At 60.0% G+C, this 16,141-nt stretch carries 11 protein-coding genes, 1 tRNA gene and 1 pseudogene; 3 read left to right on the top strand and 10 right to left on the bottom strand.

What is annotated here, in order from left to right; genetic code table 11:
- Positions 1-136: 136 nt before the first annotated feature.
- The gene (locus RNZ50_08435) at positions 137-913 is read right to left on the bottom strand and encodes a hypothetical protein (protein MDT8855043.1); all 777 of its coding nucleotides are present in this window, start codon (positions 911-913) and stop codon (positions 137-139) included.
- Positions 914-1,307: 394 nt separating this feature from the next.
- Here RNZ50_08435 and RNZ50_08430 point away from each other — a divergent pair, with 394 nt between their 5' ends.
- Complete coding sequence (locus RNZ50_08430) at positions 1,308-1,940, top strand: tyrosine-type recombinase/integrase (protein ID MDT8855042.1); 633 nt, start codon at positions 1,308-1,310, stop codon at positions 1,938-1,940.
- Between the two features lie 219 nt (positions 1,941-2,159).
- Positions 2,160-3,044 carry a protein kinase gene (locus RNZ50_08425; protein MDT8855041.1) on the top strand — a complete coding sequence of 295 codons (885 nt, stop codon included), beginning with the start codon at positions 2,160-2,162 and terminating at the stop codon, positions 3,042-3,044.
- Here the strand turns inward: RNZ50_08425 and RNZ50_08420 are convergent.
- Both RNZ50_08420 and RNZ50_08415 read right to left on the bottom strand, forming a co-directional pair.
- Positions 3,022-4,248, bottom strand: a complete 1,227-nt coding sequence (locus tag RNZ50_08420; GenBank protein ID MDT8855040.1) for an IS256 family transposase — start codon at positions 4,246-4,248, stop codon at positions 3,022-3,024. The genes RNZ50_08425 and RNZ50_08420 overlap by 23 nt on opposite strands.
- 403 nt (positions 4,249-4,651) lie before the next feature.
- Positions 4,652-5,851: a DUF3800 domain-containing protein gene (locus RNZ50_08415; GenBank protein ID MDT8855039.1), complete on the bottom strand. Its 1,200-nt coding sequence runs from the start codon at positions 5,849-5,851 to the stop codon at positions 4,652-4,654.
- 560 nt (positions 5,852-6,411) lie between these two features.
- On the opposite strand from RNZ50_08415, the gene RNZ50_08410 reads away from it, so the two are divergent.
- Positions 6,412-6,484: transfer RNA gene (locus tag RNZ50_08410), tRNA-Met, on the top strand.
- A gap of 115 nt (positions 6,485-6,599) precedes the next feature.
- Here the strand turns inward: RNZ50_08410 and istB (RNZ50_08405) are convergent.
- The 7 genes and pseudogenes from istB (RNZ50_08405) to istA (RNZ50_08375) form a co-directional block, all read right to left on the bottom strand.
- Entirely contained in the window at positions 6,600-7,361 is a 762-nt protein-coding gene (istB, locus tag RNZ50_08405; GenBank protein ID MDT8855038.1) for an IS21-like element helper ATPase IstB, read from the bottom strand.
- Positions 7,362-7,373: 12 nt separating this feature from the next.
- On the bottom strand, positions 7,374-8,912 hold the full coding sequence (gene istA / locus RNZ50_08400) for an IS21 family transposase (protein MDT8855037.1): 1,539 nt from the start codon (positions 8,910-8,912) through the stop codon (positions 7,374-7,376).
- 438 nt (positions 8,913-9,350) lie between these two features.
- Entirely contained in the window at positions 9,351-10,190 is an 840-nt protein-coding gene (locus RNZ50_08395) for a hypothetical protein (protein ID MDT8855036.1), read from the bottom strand.
- Complete coding sequence (locus tag RNZ50_08390; protein ID MDT8855035.1) at positions 10,187-12,565, bottom strand: DUF2309 domain-containing protein; 2,379 nt, start codon at positions 12,563-12,565, stop codon at positions 10,187-10,189. The genes RNZ50_08395 and RNZ50_08390 overlap by 4 nt, the downstream gene beginning before the upstream one ends.
- Before the next feature lie 49 nt (positions 12,566-12,614).
- A pseudogene (locus RNZ50_08385) lies at positions 12,615-13,697 on the bottom strand (proton-conducting transporter membrane subunit).
- Positions 13,698-13,815: 118 nt separating this feature from the next.
- Positions 13,816-14,577, bottom strand: a complete 762-nt coding sequence (gene istB / locus RNZ50_08380) for an IS21-like element helper ATPase IstB (GenBank protein ID MDT8855034.1) — start codon at positions 14,575-14,577, stop codon at positions 13,816-13,818.
- 12 nt (positions 14,578-14,589) lie between these two features.
- On the bottom strand, positions 14,590-16,128 hold the full coding sequence (gene istA, locus RNZ50_08375; protein ID MDT8855033.1) for an IS21 family transposase: 1,539 nt from the start codon (positions 16,126-16,128) through the stop codon (positions 14,590-14,592).
- Between the last annotated feature and the right edge of the window lie 13 nt (positions 16,129-16,141).

Here is a 16,141-nt window from a genome sequence, read left to right as displayed (position 1 = left end):
AGACATTCATGCATCACGCAGCATTTTGTCTGCCGAAACGTAGGTCAGCAGACAAAGTGAGCTTTCGCTGCAAGTGCACCAATGTCAGCTTCGGGGAGGCGGTTCAAAAACGGTGGTTTTTGGGCAGTCAGCGCAGTCATTTACCTTCGTTGCTAACAGCTTTGCTAAGAACCCACTGAACTATTGTCTGACTTTCACAATCGTTGTTAAGGCAGGAAACGGAAGCTTTTTCCCAGTAAGAAAGGCTGATTAGATCCTTAAGCGGGTAAGAATTTATTGAGCTACACTCGTCACAAGTGATTTGAAGATAAAATTCTGTCCAGATGAGCGGCTTAGTGCGTTCAACTATGTAAACACTTTTGCATTGGTGGTTCATACAAGGGATGATCTGACCGGCCTTCAGACGCGCCGCGTTTCGCTTGGTAATATGTCCTTTGGAACAAGTGCGTTCTATCGTCTGAAAATCCGAAAATACAAAAAGTGAATCAGTGGTTAAGGCATCACAAAACTTGTTTGCTGCATCAATCTGCCTTCTTGCGCTTTCGACATCGAAACCGTTTTTTTGCAAGTCCTGATGCAGCAACTGCCCCATGCTTTGCCAATGTTTATTGAGCTTGCGAAGGTTAACATCCGGCTCGGAAACTGGTGTGGACCAATCAAGTTGTTTATAGTCGTCATCTGTTGGATTTTCAGCATCTGGAATCTGCGGAGATATCGCTACTTGTCTGCCTTTAAGAAAGTTTGGATCAATTTCAGCTTGTAGAAATTTTAATGCATCTGCAGCCTTCCATCCGACTTTGTCCTCATCATTCAGATATGGAGCCGCAACAGCCAAACATCGAAATACGAATCCCTCTATGCGAAGCCTCATGTCTAGAGCGGAAATTCTTTGTTCTCTCTCAGTTGCCTTCAATCATTCACCCCTTTTTGTGTTTGATAGATCCTCAAATTTAAATGTAAGCGCCTATGGCATATAAGACATCCTAGCTACTTGGCCTTGTTCAGGCTCTTCTCGCAACACATACTCTTAGCACACAAAACCACCATCCACGCTTGTTCCACAAACCCTCCTTTTTGGCACGCCTGCAAAATACCTCGTTTGATGCTGCCACAAACCCCGTTCAAAACTCGAGCAGTTGTTGAAGGTTTTTGCCTCTTCCGTGATAGCATACTTTAGCCGCATTGCAGAAATTCGGTCTAGATGGGCTCGGAGCTGACCTCCGATGCGCCGCAGCTTTTCATGATATAGTGCAGTGTCAACGTCGGGTTGTCGATGTGGGAGGGCATGGCGGATCGGAGGAACTGTCATGCAAACACCAAACTTACCGGCCATTCGCACACGTCGCCCCGCGTGGAATAAGGGGCGCATCGTTGGTCAAAAGCGACCACTGAAGCCCAAACATGTCTGGGCGATCCGTGTCAGGCTGGAACTGGCCGAGAACCATCGCGATCTGGCTCTGTTCAATATGGCCATTGATAGCAAATTGCGCGGGTGTGATCTTGTCCGCATGAAAGTCGTCGATGTCATGGCTTCTGGACAGATCAAGGAACGGGCATCGGTGCTGCAAAGCAAAACCCAAAAACCGGTGCGGTTCGAGATTTCCGAAGGCACTCGCGCCTCGGTGGGGAAGTGGATGAAAGATCCGTTGATGGTCGGATCCGAATATCTCTGGCCGGGGCGCTTTCACGAGCGGCTTCATATCTCAACGCGCCAATATGCCCGCATTGTGCGGGAATGGGTTTCGTCCATCGGGCTTGAAGTGACCGCCTATGGCACCCATTCGATGCGACGCACGAAGGTCACCCAAATTTATAAGAAGACGGGCAACTTGCGTGCCGTGCAGCTTCTGCTGGGGCATACGAAGATGGACAGCACAGTTCGTTATTTGGGCGTTGAACTTGAAGACGCGTTAGCAATTTCGGAAGCCATTGAAATCTAAGCGTTAGGGCCGTTCAACAAGGACGGCCTATACCCGCCTTTTGGGTAGGCGCGTGTTTGCTGCGGTGCAGCTTCCGAAAGCAGACATTGGCTCATTCTGGCAAACTTGGCTTTGCCGTTCATCCGAAAGCTTTCCGCATCATGCACAGGATAGCATCTCGACGCATCTCACTTGCATTCGTGGCTTACTATAGCCGTCGATTTCTGTTAGCGCCTCAGCATGAAATTACGCCCCATTTCGCAGATCCGAAACGGACGAGTATCCATTGATGGCAGCGAGATGCTTATTGATGGGTTTGCGCTTGTGGAAAAGCTTGGTAGCGGCGCGAATGGGACGGTTTTCAGGGCCACTGACACTCTACTCAGACGAGACGTCGCTATCAAGGTTTGGAACCTGAATGGCTTGGAGCGCTCAAGAGACGAAATTTCCAAAATCGCACAGTTTCAGCACCCGTTGATAGTTTCAACATACCGCTTCGACTATGCTGGTGACACACCCTATGCCGTGATGGAACTGGTCGAAGGAGTGACCGGCAAGGAATGGCTGAAAAAGGATCCCGACTTACGAGCCCGAATGCGTTTTTGGGGTCGTTACTCTGAGGCCCTTGGCATTTTGCACCGCTCGGGGACCGTTCATGGCGACCCACACCTTGGAAATGTTATATTGTCAGAACCGGGCTGCCAGTCAGTGCAAGCGGGCATAGGCACAGGCTTTGTTTTCAAGCTGGCAGATACTGGTACCAGCGTTTTTTGGCCTAATCACAATGACTTCGAGACCCGGGAAGAGAACTTGATCGTTGAGACCGCCAGAAAGCTATTCAAAGCTTATGGATTAGGGAAGGTGTTCAAAATCCCAACGAACATCTCACATGAGCTGGCGGTTGCGCTCATTGATCGGTTCGTAGAATATCTTTGGCGAGTGTATGAATTGGTTGATTGGGATCGACGAAGTGAAAATGCAAACTTCATCGCAGAGCACATCATCGCAACACCACTGTTCGACCTCAAGGCGGCATGGTCGTGTCTCGAATGTGGTGGAAATTCTCTGGCGACGATCTCCGAGCAATGGGATTTGGACCTGATCAGGCGACGAGGTCAAGGATGATTGGTTCGATGGGTTGATCTAGGGTTTCCCAGCCATCGACCTTGCGCATCTGGATCTGGCCGGAGGCCATCAGGGCCCAGAGTAGCATCGGCACGGTTTCGGCGCAGGGCAGCACGGTCTGGGTCTTGACGCGGCGGCGGAATTCCTCGTTCAGCCGCTCGATCGCGTTCGTTGTCCGCGCCGATTTCCATTGTGACGGGTCGAGCCGCGTGAAGGTGAACAGCCGGTCGCCTGCCTCCTCGAGGCTGTCGGCGACGGCCTTGCATTTCAGCCGCCATTTGCGCAGGAATGCCTTGCGGCGTTTCTCGACCTCGACCGCGGTGTCGGCGTAGATCATGTCGCGGTAGTCCTCGGTCAGCTCGTCGTGCATTGTCTTCGGGGCATGGCCGAGCAGGTTGCGATGCTTGTGGACCGTGCAGCGCTGGACGGCCAAGTCCTCGCCCCAGAGCGCGACAAGTGCGGCCTCAAGACCAGGGGCGCCGTCGATGATGACGAACTCGGGCCGCTTCAGCCCGCGCGCATCGAGATCGGCGAGGAACTGGCCCCAGGCGGCCTTGCTCTCTCCCCCCATATTCATGATGGATAACAGAACCTTCTGGCCATCCCGGCGCACACCGATGGCCGCCAGCACCGAGATGTTCGTGGCCTTGCGGTCGAGTCGGGTCTTGATGACGGTGCCGTCCAGAATGAGACGGACGATATCTTCATCGGCCAGATTGCGGGCGCACCACGCGTCCCAGTCCACCTTCACCTTGCGCCAGGCCCGGCTGACCACGTCCTTGCCGACTGCCCCCTGAAACAGGCCGTAGAGCGCGCGTTTGACCCGCCGTGTGTTCGTTCCGGCCAGATAGACCGAGGCGATCAGGGCTTCTGCCTTCTTCGTCAGCCGTTGATAGCGCGGCAGCGCCTTGGAGCGCCATTCGGTGATCTTGCCCTCTTCGTTCTCGATCCGGGCGCGCGGCACGCTGACCGTTTCGGTGCCAAAGGTGCCCACGAGCTGGCGCTCGCGGTGTCCGTTGCGGTAACCCTTCTTCGTGGCACCGCCCCGGCCATAGCGACAGCGACCGATGAAGGCGGAAAGCTCCTCCTCGAACAGCGCCTCGATGGTCGCACGGATATTCTGCCGCAGCCGATCCTCGATCGGATCATAGCCCACTTCATTGGCCAGTAGCGCAAGCATGCTGGTGTCTGTATTCTTCGTCATGGCGTGATCTCCTTGGCGGTTGCAGCCGCCGATTGGGTGGGTTTGGTTCACCCGGAGATTACGCCACCTTCAAATTTCCACCACCTTCGCGACACAACCGGCGGCGGTTAAGCAGGTTTCAGAGTCGGGCGTCACCGACGCTGGTCGACTTTGCCGACGCTTGAACGCAAGCCTTTTAAACGGAGGCGTTTTGGATTTGGATCAAGATGAGCTCTGTTCTGGCGCTTTGACTGAGTTTGAAGCACAGAAGACCGCCTTAGTCACATCCTTGAAGAAACGGACACACCCCGGTTTTGGGGTTGAACGACCAGGACGGTCGTCATTTCGCTCGAATTGCTGGTATTAAACTTACAACGGCCTTAACCGATGACGAGGGTCCGCTCCCACAGGCGGACCTCTCGCTTCATCTAAGGGACGCTACCGCCGCTCGGCGCTTGCGTTCCATCTCATTGACGACGGCTTGGAGCTCCGGCGATATAGGATTCTCTGGTCCCGGCAGCGGGAGGTCGGCCAGGAACCGCCAGCGGCGATCAAGTGCAGCAAGTGACACCTCGTCGGTATGTCCGCGCCGTGCTTGCCGAAAGAAGAGGCTTTTCAGCTCGTTCGACACGGATTTGTCCTCGCGCATCCTCTTCGCGGTCCAAAGCGTGACATCGACGAGTTCGAGGCCCGCACTCTCATCGCCAGGCTTGTATTCAGGTGGAGTCTCGGGGAGCGTCGAATAATCAAACTCGGGCATGCCCGGACCAAGGCTGGATTTATGGCCGCGCAGCTTTTGGTATATTCCTGCCAGCTCCGCTTGCGCCTTGTTAAACTCCGTCTGACGGTCGACGGTTATCTTATGCACTTTCTGCCCCATGGCATTTGACTCTGTGCCGACCCCGTAGAGGACCGATTGGAAGCCGACTAAGTTCGGGGAGATCTGTAATGAGGTGTCGTAGTTACCCACGCCGTAGCTTATCTCATCGGGGTTTGCATCTGCCCAGCGTATGGCACCATCTATAATTTCCCGTGAGCGGGCATCGGGTAACCTGCTGATGTTTGCAAGTAGTTGCCTGTGGACGCCTTGAAGCATCGAAGCACAACGCGCAGAGTTTTTCTCCAGCCTTGCCTTCCACGCCGTTTTCGCAATTTCCTCATCGAATAGATAGGCAACTTTGAAGAGCAAGGGGTAACGCAACGGAGTCCAATAGTGATTCCACGCAACTGCCTCGTTCAAGCCTGCGTCGAAGACTTGGTCGAAATAGCTAATGATTGCATGATCTTTCTTGTCGACCGTAAAGATCGAAAACCGAAGATCATTCTTCTTGCTAAATTTCTCGAGCCGTTCAGCAATTGTCGTCAGCTTTGCAACGCCAAGTTCATTGGCGTGGATTCGCTTTACGCCAAGCTCTTTTCTAAGTGTTCGTAACAGTGGGGCAGCAATCACGTCCAGATTGGCGCGGGCTCCGAGAACCCCATAATAGAGCAGTGGCTGGGCAGGGTCGAATAGATGCAGCCCTGTGTTTCCGCTTTCATCGATGTAATAATACATAAGTTCCCCCGGCAGACTGACCAGATTATTTGCCGCAGCATGTCGCGCAGTCAATGCGTCGACTGCCAAGTCCGCGTTTCGTCCCTCTCGTCTGAGCTGCCCGGCGTGCCGCGCCATGCACGACCGCCGGCTCTGGGCTAACTCCGGCCAAAAGCCCTCGCAGCGAAGGAGCGATCCTGCGAATGCAAGCCTAGGCTCGGAGCCGTCATGCGGCAATGCAGAAGAAAGCTCGATCATAGTCCGCCCTGAAGGTCGGCTTCCATTTTTTCTGGGTGATCGGATTGCCACCGCAGCGAAGGTCCGCAATCCGCCCTTCTTGGGCTATGGGATTCTTTTGCGGGGGCATCAGTTCGACCGTCGCGAGAGGCTGTCGCGGGCCGTTTGCTTCGTTTGGCGCGGGCGGCAGGTTCGGGGAAGACAGAATGTTGGTGGGAACCGTGGTTTTGATTGGAGTGTGGCTGAGGAAAATGATTATAATCATGTTTGCTGGGAAAGTTTCATGTCAACGCTATGTCAACGCGCGTACGTCTTTTTTCGACGGGTTTTGAGGGTGAAAACACATCAATGTTGCTCAATGTCAGACCTGAAATTTTGTGAAATCAAAGGCTTATCGCCTAAGTAGCTGTTATTGTTGGGTTATTGAAATTCTTGAATTATAGGCTCATAACCTGAAGGTCACAGGTTCAAATCCTGTCCCCGCATGCGGATTTCGCGGAGAATGGGCGCTGATTTCGCGCGATCGTGGGCACGCGTTTCGCGCCATTCTGGGCAGTCATTTCACGGGATCGTGGGCAGGCTGGCCGACGCTTTCATGGAGTCAGGCTTGAACGATTTGGTCAAGCTTTTTTGTGACGGCGGAGCGCCTGCGCAGGCTTTCACCTGAGAGGGTGAGGCGGTGTGCGTTGTGAACGAGGCGGTCGAGGATGGCATCTGCGAGCGTTGGGTCGCCGATGGCTTCGTGCCACTGGTCAACGGGGAGTTGGCTTGTGACGATGGTGGAAGCGCGGCCGTGGCGGTCTTCGAGGATTTCCAGCAGGTCACGGCGCTCCGGGGCGGTGAGGACGGCGAGGCCCCAATCGTCAATGATCAGCACATCCATGCGGGCGATGGTTTTGAGGATGCGTTCATGGCGGCCATCGCCACGGGCCAGAGCAAGGGCCTCGAACATGCGCGGCGCACGTTGATAGAGGACGGGCCGCCCATCCCGGCACGCCTTGTGGCCAAGGGCGCAGGCGATCCAGCTTTTGCCCAAACCGGTCGGCCCGGTTATCAGCAGGTTCTCGTGCCGGGCGATCCAGCCGCCATCGGCAAGATGCGCCATGACACTGCGGTCAAGACCACGTGGGCTGCGCAGGTCCAGATCCTCGACGCTGGCATCTTGGCGCAGAGCCGCAAACTTGAGCCGGGAGGCCAGTTTCTTGGTGTCGCGCTCTGCAGCCTCGCGGTCGACCAGCAGGCCGAGACGCTCTTCGAACGAGAGGGCGTCGAAGGCGGTTGACCTGCGTTGTTCTTCGAGCGCCGATGCAATGCCGGTCAGGCCGAGCGCCAACAGTCGGTCGTGGGTGGGATGGGTCAGCATTTTAGTCCTTTCTCAATGGTAATAGCTGCCGCCACGAATGTTGGCGTGCTGGAGGGGGGCGACCTCTTCGGAGCCTTCCAGGAAGGCGCGATCGAGGCCGGTCTTGAGGATCGAACGAATGGAGGTGACGGTGCGGGCCCGGATGGTCACACCCCGCTGGCAGGCCGCATCAACGCGCTCCGGCCCATAGGTTTTGACCAAGGCCAGCACACCCAGGCAGGTGCGGAACCCCTGTTCAGGATGGGGGCGGTCAGCCATCACCATCTCGCAAAAGGCGGCGACGGCGGGGCCGGTCTTGGTTGCCTGCGCCAGCATTCTGGCCGGGGTCCATTCGGCAAAGCGACGATGGGCCGATGGCATATGGTCGGCCACGGTGACATGGCTGCGCCGCCCCGGGGTGCGCACGTGGCTCGCAACCCTCTGACCACGATGGAATATCTCGACCGTCTGGCCGCTTGTGCGAACATCGACCTCTTGTTTGATCAGCGCGAAGGGCACGGAATACCATGAGCTGTCGACCTCAACGTGATAGTCGGGTGCCACGCGGGCGCGCTTCCAGCGGGCGAAGACATAAGGTTCGGGCGGTAGGGGCTGAAGATTGGGCCGATCCAAAGTGGCAAACAGATCGGCGCGGCTGGCGCCATAGCCGCGCATCACGCGCATGTTCAACTCGTCCAGCAGCCGCCGGATCGCCACGTTCAACTCGGCCAATGAGAAGAACCGGTGGTTCCGCAGCCGCGCCAGAATCCAGCGTTGTGCCACTTGGACAGCCACTTCCACCTTCGCCTTGTCCCGGGGTTTGCGCGGCCGGGCGGGCAGAACGGCGGTGCCATAATGCGCCGCCATCTCGGCATAGGTCCGGTTCAGCCCCGGATCAAACCGGTCTGCCTTGATCACGGCGGACTTCAGATTGTCCGGAACCACCGCCTTTGGCACGCCGCCCAGAAAGGCGAACATCCGGATATGCGCGAGGATCCAATCTTCCAACCCCTCCGATGCCACCGCCTCGGCATAGGTGTGATTCGATGCCCCCATTGCCGCCACGAACAGCTTCATGGCCCGCGCTTCGCCGGTCGTGGGGTCGATCACGTCGATGGTGTCGCCGGCAAAGTCAACGAACACCTTCTCGCCGCCCACATGTGTCTGGCGCATCGTCGGGCGCACCCGACCCTTCCAAGCCTCGTAATGCGTGCAAAACCAAGTATAGGCAAAACCCCCGGGGTGCGCGGCACGGTATTCTTCCCAGAGCAGCATCCGCGTCACCCCAGGGCGGCGCAACTCGCGGTCAATCTCCGCCCAGTCGGGCACAAGCCGCTCCGCGTCCGGCACCGTGGGCGGGGCTGGAAACAAAAGAAGTTCAAGGCTGTCGTCATCGATCCCCTCCGGCAAGGGCCACGTGAGCCCGGCATGACGCGCCCGTTGGGTGTAGCTTCCGACGCTCCCCTTGCTCAGACCGAGGGAAGCGGCAATGGACCGCTCGCTCAGGCCTTGCCCAAGCTTCAATCGCAAAACATCTCGTATCCGGCGCATGTTCAATCGTCCTGTCGGCATCAAGCCACCCCTTCATTCCTGAAGGCGCAACTATCCTCAATTTGCCGACCAGACCTGCCCGCGATCCCGCGAAATCAGTGCCCAGCTTCACGCGAAATGACTGCCCATGATCCCGTGAAATCGATGCCCACCATCAAGCGAAACACGCACCCCGCAACCAAAATCCAGAATTATTACAAGACGTTAGCAGCCGCCCTCCGGGCGGCTTTTTGCGTTCCAAATTCCAGGTCAACAATAGGTCAACAAAACGAGGGAAGTTGCTCCGGCAAAAGTGCGCCGGGCGTCTTAAGCAATCTCATGGCTCCGCACCCGGCACGCTTGCTCAAACCGGAAACGACGATCATCAATGAATCAAGTTTTCGTCATGAGGGCAGGTCAGGGGTAGGTTAAAAACCTGCAATCTTTTTCCGCCGCCGTGGTTTCAACGCAACTTTACGATCACGGGTTGCAGGTTGGACATTGGCCCGGGTCGGCCACGCTCGGTCCGTTGACGCGGGGGTGAACATCTTGTTGTCCGCAAAGCGTGCAGCCGTGGATCTCGGCCTTGACCAGCAGCGTCGGACCGTCGCACCAGGCACAGGGCAGGCCGGTTTCCACCCGCAACAGCCCCCACCCGGGCGCTGCGCAGTTTGGGCATGCCGTTGCCAGCCGCGCGGCAAGGCGTTCGGCGAGACGGCCGATGGTTTCCATCCGGCGGGGGTTCAGATGGGCGCGCATGTCGGTCTGCAGGAATGCGCCAGCCTGCGCCGACAGGTGAGCTGCGCGCGCAATTGCGTCGTCAACAGCATCGCGGTCCTGCAAACCCTTGGCCAAAGGTGGCGCACCTGGGCCGGTCGGCGCTACGATGACCGCAGTTCGTGGGAAACCTATGCTCGTCAGAAAAGCAGTCGCCTCGTTGGCTGAACAGACAGTTACATGATCGTAACACGGCGCCTCGTCGATCAGCCTTTCGATCACCTCATGCCCGGTTTCCTGATTGTACCACAACAGCACCTCGCGGCCGATGGGCAGAAAGGGGATGAACGGATGTGGCCCATAAGCGCCTTCACTGGCGATCCCAACGGGTAGTCCGGTGGCTGCGATGGCTGCACGGGCCTTGCCGCGGGCGGCATCCTCCATCGTGCCCGTGCGCGGGGTCTCGGCGGTGAAGGTGCCGAACCGGTCGGTATCCAGCCCCTCGGGAACCACCAGCGTGATGCCAAGACGGGCCAGCGGTGGCGCGATTGCCGCCGCTTTGCCGTGCATGGTGCCAAGGGCGGCGCGATCAGGCAGTGTCATGCTGCACGGCGCTGATATTCCTTGTCGTCCCAGACCAGACCAGTTTGATATCGGGCCGCAATCTGACCCTTGTGCAGGACGAACAGATGGAGCCAGCCGTTGTCGAACAGCGCACGCACCCCGTCATGGCGGGCCAGCACGTCGATGATCGCCTCGCGCGGGGCTTCGATCAGGACCGACAGCCGCAACGGTTCGTGAGCCAGTTCCGCGCCGTCATGCACCGTTTGCCAAGGCAGGCCGGGGCGCAGCTTGCCGCCGTTGCCTTGCACCACGCCGATGCCGCCCACCACGTTGTGGATCAGCTTGTTACCACCACCGAACGCCTCGGGTGCAACCGATGATCCATAGTATTGCAGGCTGATCCAGCTGGCCACGACCACCGGTGCGGTCAGGATGAGTTCCAACGTGCCAAATCCCGTGTCGGCCTGCCAGTCATAGTTGTGCAGGAACGCGCGACCTCCCAGATCGGCCCCGGCTGTGGCCGGACGCGGCGCCGCGATGAAGGCGGCACAACCTGCCAGTCCCCATTCAGGGCGCACCTCGGCCCAGTTCAACGCCCGCTGGCCGATCGACTTGGCCGTGGCCCCCGGCAGACGCAACGCGCGTTCAGACCGCGCAAGGGCCCCGGCATGGGCAAGCCAGTCTTCGGCCTGCACGATATCCGCCGTGTGTGCAGGCGCTGCGTCGTCGCGAAACAGCGCGATCCGGTCTGTTGTCGTGTCGTGCAGCCCCGCCAGAAACACCGTGTCTTGTGCCAAATCAATGCCTTGCGCTGGCAAACCCGCCCGCGTCTCGGGGTCGTTCAGCAATTGGGCCAGTAGCCGGGCTGACACCTCGCCCGTCTGCCCGGCACAGGCACCGCAGTGATACGCACTTTCATGCGGGTTGTTGGTCACCTGGCCGCCATGACCCAGCAGCAGGACAAGCCGTGCGTGGTTCGTGGTCATGCTCATCGCCTTCAGCACGGCGGCCCCGGTCGCGGCCTTGGCCTCGGCGCTTAGCCCGCCCTCGACGCGCGGCGCGGGTTCGGGGGGCTGGTGACCGGGTGGCAACGCAAGCGCGCTGCGCACCAGTTTCCAGCTATAGGCCGGTCCCGCCGCCTCGACAAAGGCAAAGGACGAAACGGCCGCTTGCCGGAACCGGCCCCAGGCGCGGGTCGTGCGGGCAGCGATGCGGGTAGCATGTTCAACCTCGGGTGCGGCATGGCCGGTGGAGGTCATACCGGGGTTCAACAGGACAGGAAGGTGGATTTGCAACTCTTCGGTGCCATGTGCCCTGTGTTGCAGGGGCAGGCCGAAAAAGCCTGCAAAGCCGATGGTCTCAATGTCCGGGCTTTGGTTTTCCAGCGCGCGGCGGAACACCTCTGACCGCACATCAATGCAGAAGGCGGCTTGCAGTGCAGGGCGGCCCGTCGTGGCCCGTGGCCCGGACAGAGCGGCGTCAAGCTTGCGCTGATGGGCCCGCTCGGTGGCCTCTTGCAGGATCGCGTCAATCAATTCGTCCGGCGAAGGCTGCACGGGCGTGGCATGTGCCGCAACCGCTACTGCCCAGTCCGCCGCAACCTGCGGCACATGCGAAAGCAGCGCCTCTTCCCAAAGAAGGCGAATGGCCAAGAGATCAATGATTGTCATGTCGGATTGGCCCTTCAGCTCGGCCTCCCATAGCAGCCAGCGGGCGTGCTGTGACCAGCCGCCCAGATCCATCAGCATCCTGTGAAAGGCGGTCTCGGCCGCTGCATTCGTCAGACCCAGCCGGTCGGCTGCGCGCAGGATGACACGCTCCGGCGCATCGTCGGACCCGGCGACGTGGGCGCAAAAGCCCGTCAGCCCTGCAATCTCGGGCGTCAGGTCATGTGACGCCCAAGCACGCCAGGCGGCAAAGGCCCCAAGCATCGGCGCTGGCGACCACAGCGCCTGACCCCGGTCGAAATGCCCGGCCGCCCAAAGGCCAAAGCTGCGCGCGATGACCGAAGGCCAGTCGGTGCCGGTGGCACTTGCGGCCAGATCGGCCACCGTCGGCAGCATCCGGGGCGCGGCACTGGTCGCGGTCAGCGATGCCTTGAGCCGCGCCAAGTCAACAGGCTTTATGGGCGACTGGCAAGCGATCAGCGCCACAGCCAGATCGTCGTCACTGATACTGCCCACCCGCACCTGCGCCGCATAGTCGGCGCGCGGGCGGGTTATCTTGACCCCAGCCACACGGGCCAGCCGTGCGCTTGCGGTAGCCAGATCCTCGCCGGACTGGCCCAGGAAGGGGTTGACCGCGACCGTTGCATCCAGCGGAAAAGCGGGCGGGATGGCGCGGGCCGCAGCCTCGGCGGCGCTTACAAGACCTGCAAGGCGGGCCGGAGCGATCTGGATATGCTTGAGGAACATCTTGGTCTCCGAAAGAAAAAAGGGGGGGGCAGAGGGATTTGGTGGCGCGAAAGCCGCCGATCATCCGATCAAGCACCGCGTTAAGGTACAGGCCATTGGCAAGGTGCACGCGCAGGCCCGCTGCGGCCGGATGATGTGCCCAGTGTGGGAACAGCGCCTGTGCCACCGCAACCAAACCAAAGGACATCAGCGCCAACACGATCAGCGCCCATTCCAGCGGCCCGGGCACTGGCGGGAAAGGCAGATAGGGGCCCCAAAGCGCCGCCGCGACCACCTGAAAGCCGAAGTACGCCACCGCTGCCACCAGCGAGGCCACCGCCGTGCGCTGTGTCAGCGCGCGCGGTGCGGAATCAGCCAGCCCCTGGGCCACCAGATATGCCACACCAAAGATCAGGATCACGCCCAGCGCCAGCGCCTGCGCCGACTTTGGCCCGGCCACCAGCCCGAAGCCCACTGCCACGACCGCATAAAGCACCAGTGCCAGTACAAAGGCCCGCGCCACTGCGCCGATACCCGGTACGGCGACCGGACCGGGCCGATGCACCTCGGCCACCGCCCTGACAGCACCTCCCGAGGCGAGGAACGCATGCGCCTTGTACAGGGAATGCGCCATGATATGCAGCAGCGCCAGCGCCCAGAGTCCCATCCCGCATTGCAGCAGCATGAACCCCATCTGCGCAACTGTGGACCAGGCCAGCGCAGTCTTTACCGCACTTTGCGTCAGCATCACTGTAGCGCCAAACAGCGCGGTCAGCCCGCCCAGCATCACCAACGCCGCCATCGCACCGGGGCTGGCCTGCATCAGATCGGACATGCGGATCAACAGGAACCCGCCGCCGTTGATGATCCCCGCATGCAGCAGTGCAGATACCGGCGTTGGTGCCTCCATGACCTCGGTCAGCCAGCCATGCAGCGGGAACGTCGCGGTCTTGAGCGCCGCCACCAGCACCAGCAGCGCCACGGCAACTTGAGCCGACAAAGGCAGACCGCCCGTAGCAGCCTGCGACAGCGCGGCAATGTCTGCAGTACCGAACGCAGTCCACAGCAGCACAGCCGCCAACACCAGCACTGCATCGCCCGCCCCCCAGACCAAGGTGAACTTTGCCGCCGCCCGCCGCGCTTCGGCCCGTTCGGTGCGGATTTCGCGGAGAATGGGCGCTGATTTCGCGCGATCGTGGGCACGCGTTTCGCGCCATTCTGGGCAGTCATTTCACGGGATCGTGGGCAGGCTGGCCGACGCTTTCATGGAGTCAGGCTTGAACGATTTGGTCAAGCTTTTTTGTGACGGCGGAGCGCCTGCGCAGGCTTTCACCTGAGAGGGTGAGGCGGTGTGCGTTGTGAACGAGGCGGTCGAGGATGGCATCTGCGAGCGTTGGGTCGCCGATGGCTTCGTGCCACTGGTCAACGGGGAGTTGGCTTGTGACGATGGTGGAAGCGCGGCCGTGGCGGTCTTCGAGGATTTCCAGCAGGTCACGGCGCTCCGGGGCGGTGAGGACGGCGAGGCCCCAATCGTCAATGATCAGCACATCCATGCGGGCGATGGTTTTGAGGATGCGTTCATGGCGGCCATCGCCACGGGCCAGAGCAAGGGCCTCGAACATGCGCGGCGCACGTTGATAGAGGACGGGCCGCCCATCCCGGCACGCCTTGTGGCCAAGGGCGCAGGCGATCCAGCTTTTGCCCAAACCGGTCGGCCCGGTTATCAGCAGGTTCTCGTGCCGGGCGATCCAGCCGCCATCGGCAAGATGCGCCATGACACTGCGGTCAAGACCACGTGGGCTGCGCAGGTCCAGATCCTCGACGCTGGCATCTTGGCGCAGAGCCGCAAACTTGAGCCGGGAGGCCAGTTTCTTGGTGTCGCGCTCTGCAGCCTCGCGGTCGACCAGCAGGCCGAGACGCTCTTCGAACGAGAGGGCGTCGAAGGCGGTTGACCTGCGTTGTTCTTCGAGCGCCGATGCAATGCCGGTCAGGCCGAGCGCCAACAGTCGGTCGTGGGTGGGATGGGTCAGCATTTTAGTCCTTTCTCAATGGTAATAGCTGCCGCCACGAATGTTGGCGTGCTGGAGGGGGGCGACCTCTTCGGAGCCTTCCAGGAAGGCGCGATCGAGGCCGGTCTTGAGGATCGAACGAATGGAGGTGACGGTGCGGGCCCGGATGGTCACACCCCGCTGGCAGGCCGCATCAACGCGCTCCGGCCCATAGGTTTTGACCAAGGCCAGCACACCCAGGCAGGTGCGGAACCCCTGTTCAGGATGGGGGCGGTCAGCCATCACCATCTCGCAAAAGGCGGCGACGGCGGGGCCGGTCTTGGTTGCCTGCGCCAGCATTCTGGCCGGGGTCCATTCGGCAAAGCGACGATGGGCCGATGGCATATGGTCGGCCACGGTGACATGGCTGCGCCGCCCCGGGGTGCGCACGTGGCTCGCAACCCTCTGACCACGATGGAATATCTCGACCGTCTGGCCGCTTGTGCGAACATCGACCTCTTGTTTGATCAGCGCGAAGGGCACGGAATACCATGAGCTGTCGACCTCAACGTGATAGTCGGGTGCCACGCGGGCGCGCTTCCAGCGGGCGAAGACATAAGGTTCGGGCGGTAGGGGCTGAAGATTGGGCCGATCCAAAGTGGCAAACAGATCGGCGCGGCTGGCGCCATAGCCGCGCATCACGCGCATGTTCAACTCGTCCAGCAGCCGCCGGATCGCCACGTTCAACTCGGCCAATGAGAAGAACCGGTGGTTCCGCAGCCGCGCCAGAATCCAGCGTTGTGCCACTTGGACAGCCACTTCCACCTTCGCCTTGTCCCGGGGTTTGCGCGGCCGGGCGGGCAGAACGGCGGTGCCATAATGCGCCGCCATCTCGGCATAGGTCCGGTTCAGCCCCGGATCAAACCGGTCTGCCTTGATCACGGCGGACTTCAGATTGTCCGGAACCACCGCCTTTGGCACGCCGCCCAGAAAGGCGAACATCCGGATATGCGCGAGGATCCAATCTTCCAACCCCTCCGATGCCACCGCCTCGGCATAGGTGTGATTCGATGCCCCCATTGCCGCCACGAACAGCTTCATGGCCCGCGCTTCGCCGGTCGTGGGGTCGATCACGTCGATGGTGTCGCCGGCAAAGTCGACGAACACCTTCTCGCCGCCCACATGTGTCTGGCGCATCGTCGGGCGCACCCGACCCTTCCAAGCCTCGTAATGCGTGCAAAACCAAGTATAGGCAAAACCCCCGGGGTGCGCGGCACGGTATTCTTCCCAGAGCAGCATCCGCGTCACCCCAGGGCGGCGCAACTCGCGGTCAATCTCCGCCCAGTCGGGCACAAGCCGCTCCGCGTCCGGCACCGTGGGCGGGGCTGGAAACAAAAGAAGTTCAAGGCTGTCGTCATCGATCCCCTCCGGCAAGGGCCACGTGAGCCCGGCATGACGCGCCCGTTGGGTGTAGCTTCCGACGCTCCCCTTGCTCAGACCGAGGGAAGCGGCAATGGACCGCTCGCTCAGGCCTTGCCCAAGCTTCAATCGCAAAACATCTCGTATCCGGCGCATGTTCAATCGTCCTGTCGGCATCAAGCCACCCCTT

This window comes from Paracoccaceae bacterium Fryx2 (assembly GCA_032334235.1).
Lineage (GTDB): Bacteria > Pseudomonadota > Alphaproteobacteria > Rhodobacterales > Rhodobacteraceae > JAVSGI01.
The sequence above is the reverse complement of the archived record's forward strand: the minus strand, read 5'-3'. Positions and strand labels throughout refer to the sequence as shown.

Excerpts from the sequence above, each read along its gene's own strand:
- istA (MDT8855037.1), bottom strand. The coding sequence starts at position 8,912 with ATGCCGACAGGACGATTGAACATGCGCCGGATACGAGATGTTTTGCGA.
- RNZ50_08390 (MDT8855035.1), bottom strand. The coding sequence starts at position 12,565 with ATGTTCCTCAAGCATATCCAGATCGCTCCGGCCCGCCTTGCAGGTCTT.
- istB (MDT8855038.1), bottom strand. The coding sequence starts at position 7,361 with ATGCTGACCCATCCCACCCACGACCGACTGTTGGCGCTCGGCCTGACC.
- RNZ50_08395 (MDT8855036.1), bottom strand. The coding sequence starts at position 10,190 with ATGACACTGCCTGATCGCGCCGCCCTTGGCACCATGCACGGCAAAGCG.
- istB (MDT8855034.1), bottom strand. The coding sequence starts at position 14,577 with ATGCTGACCCATCCCACCCACGACCGACTGTTGGCGCTCGGCCTGACC.
- RNZ50_08420 (MDT8855040.1), bottom strand. The coding sequence starts at position 4,248 with ATGACGAAGAATACAGACACCAGCATGCTTGCGCTACTGGCCAATGAA.
- RNZ50_08430 (MDT8855042.1), top strand. The coding sequence starts at position 1,308 with ATGCAAACACCAAACTTACCGGCCATTCGCACACGTCGCCCCGCGTGG.
- istA (MDT8855033.1), bottom strand. The coding sequence starts at position 16,128 with ATGCCGACAGGACGATTGAACATGCGCCGGATACGAGATGTTTTGCGA.
- RNZ50_08425 (MDT8855041.1), top strand. The coding sequence starts at position 2,160 with ATGAAATTACGCCCCATTTCGCAGATCCGAAACGGACGAGTATCCATT.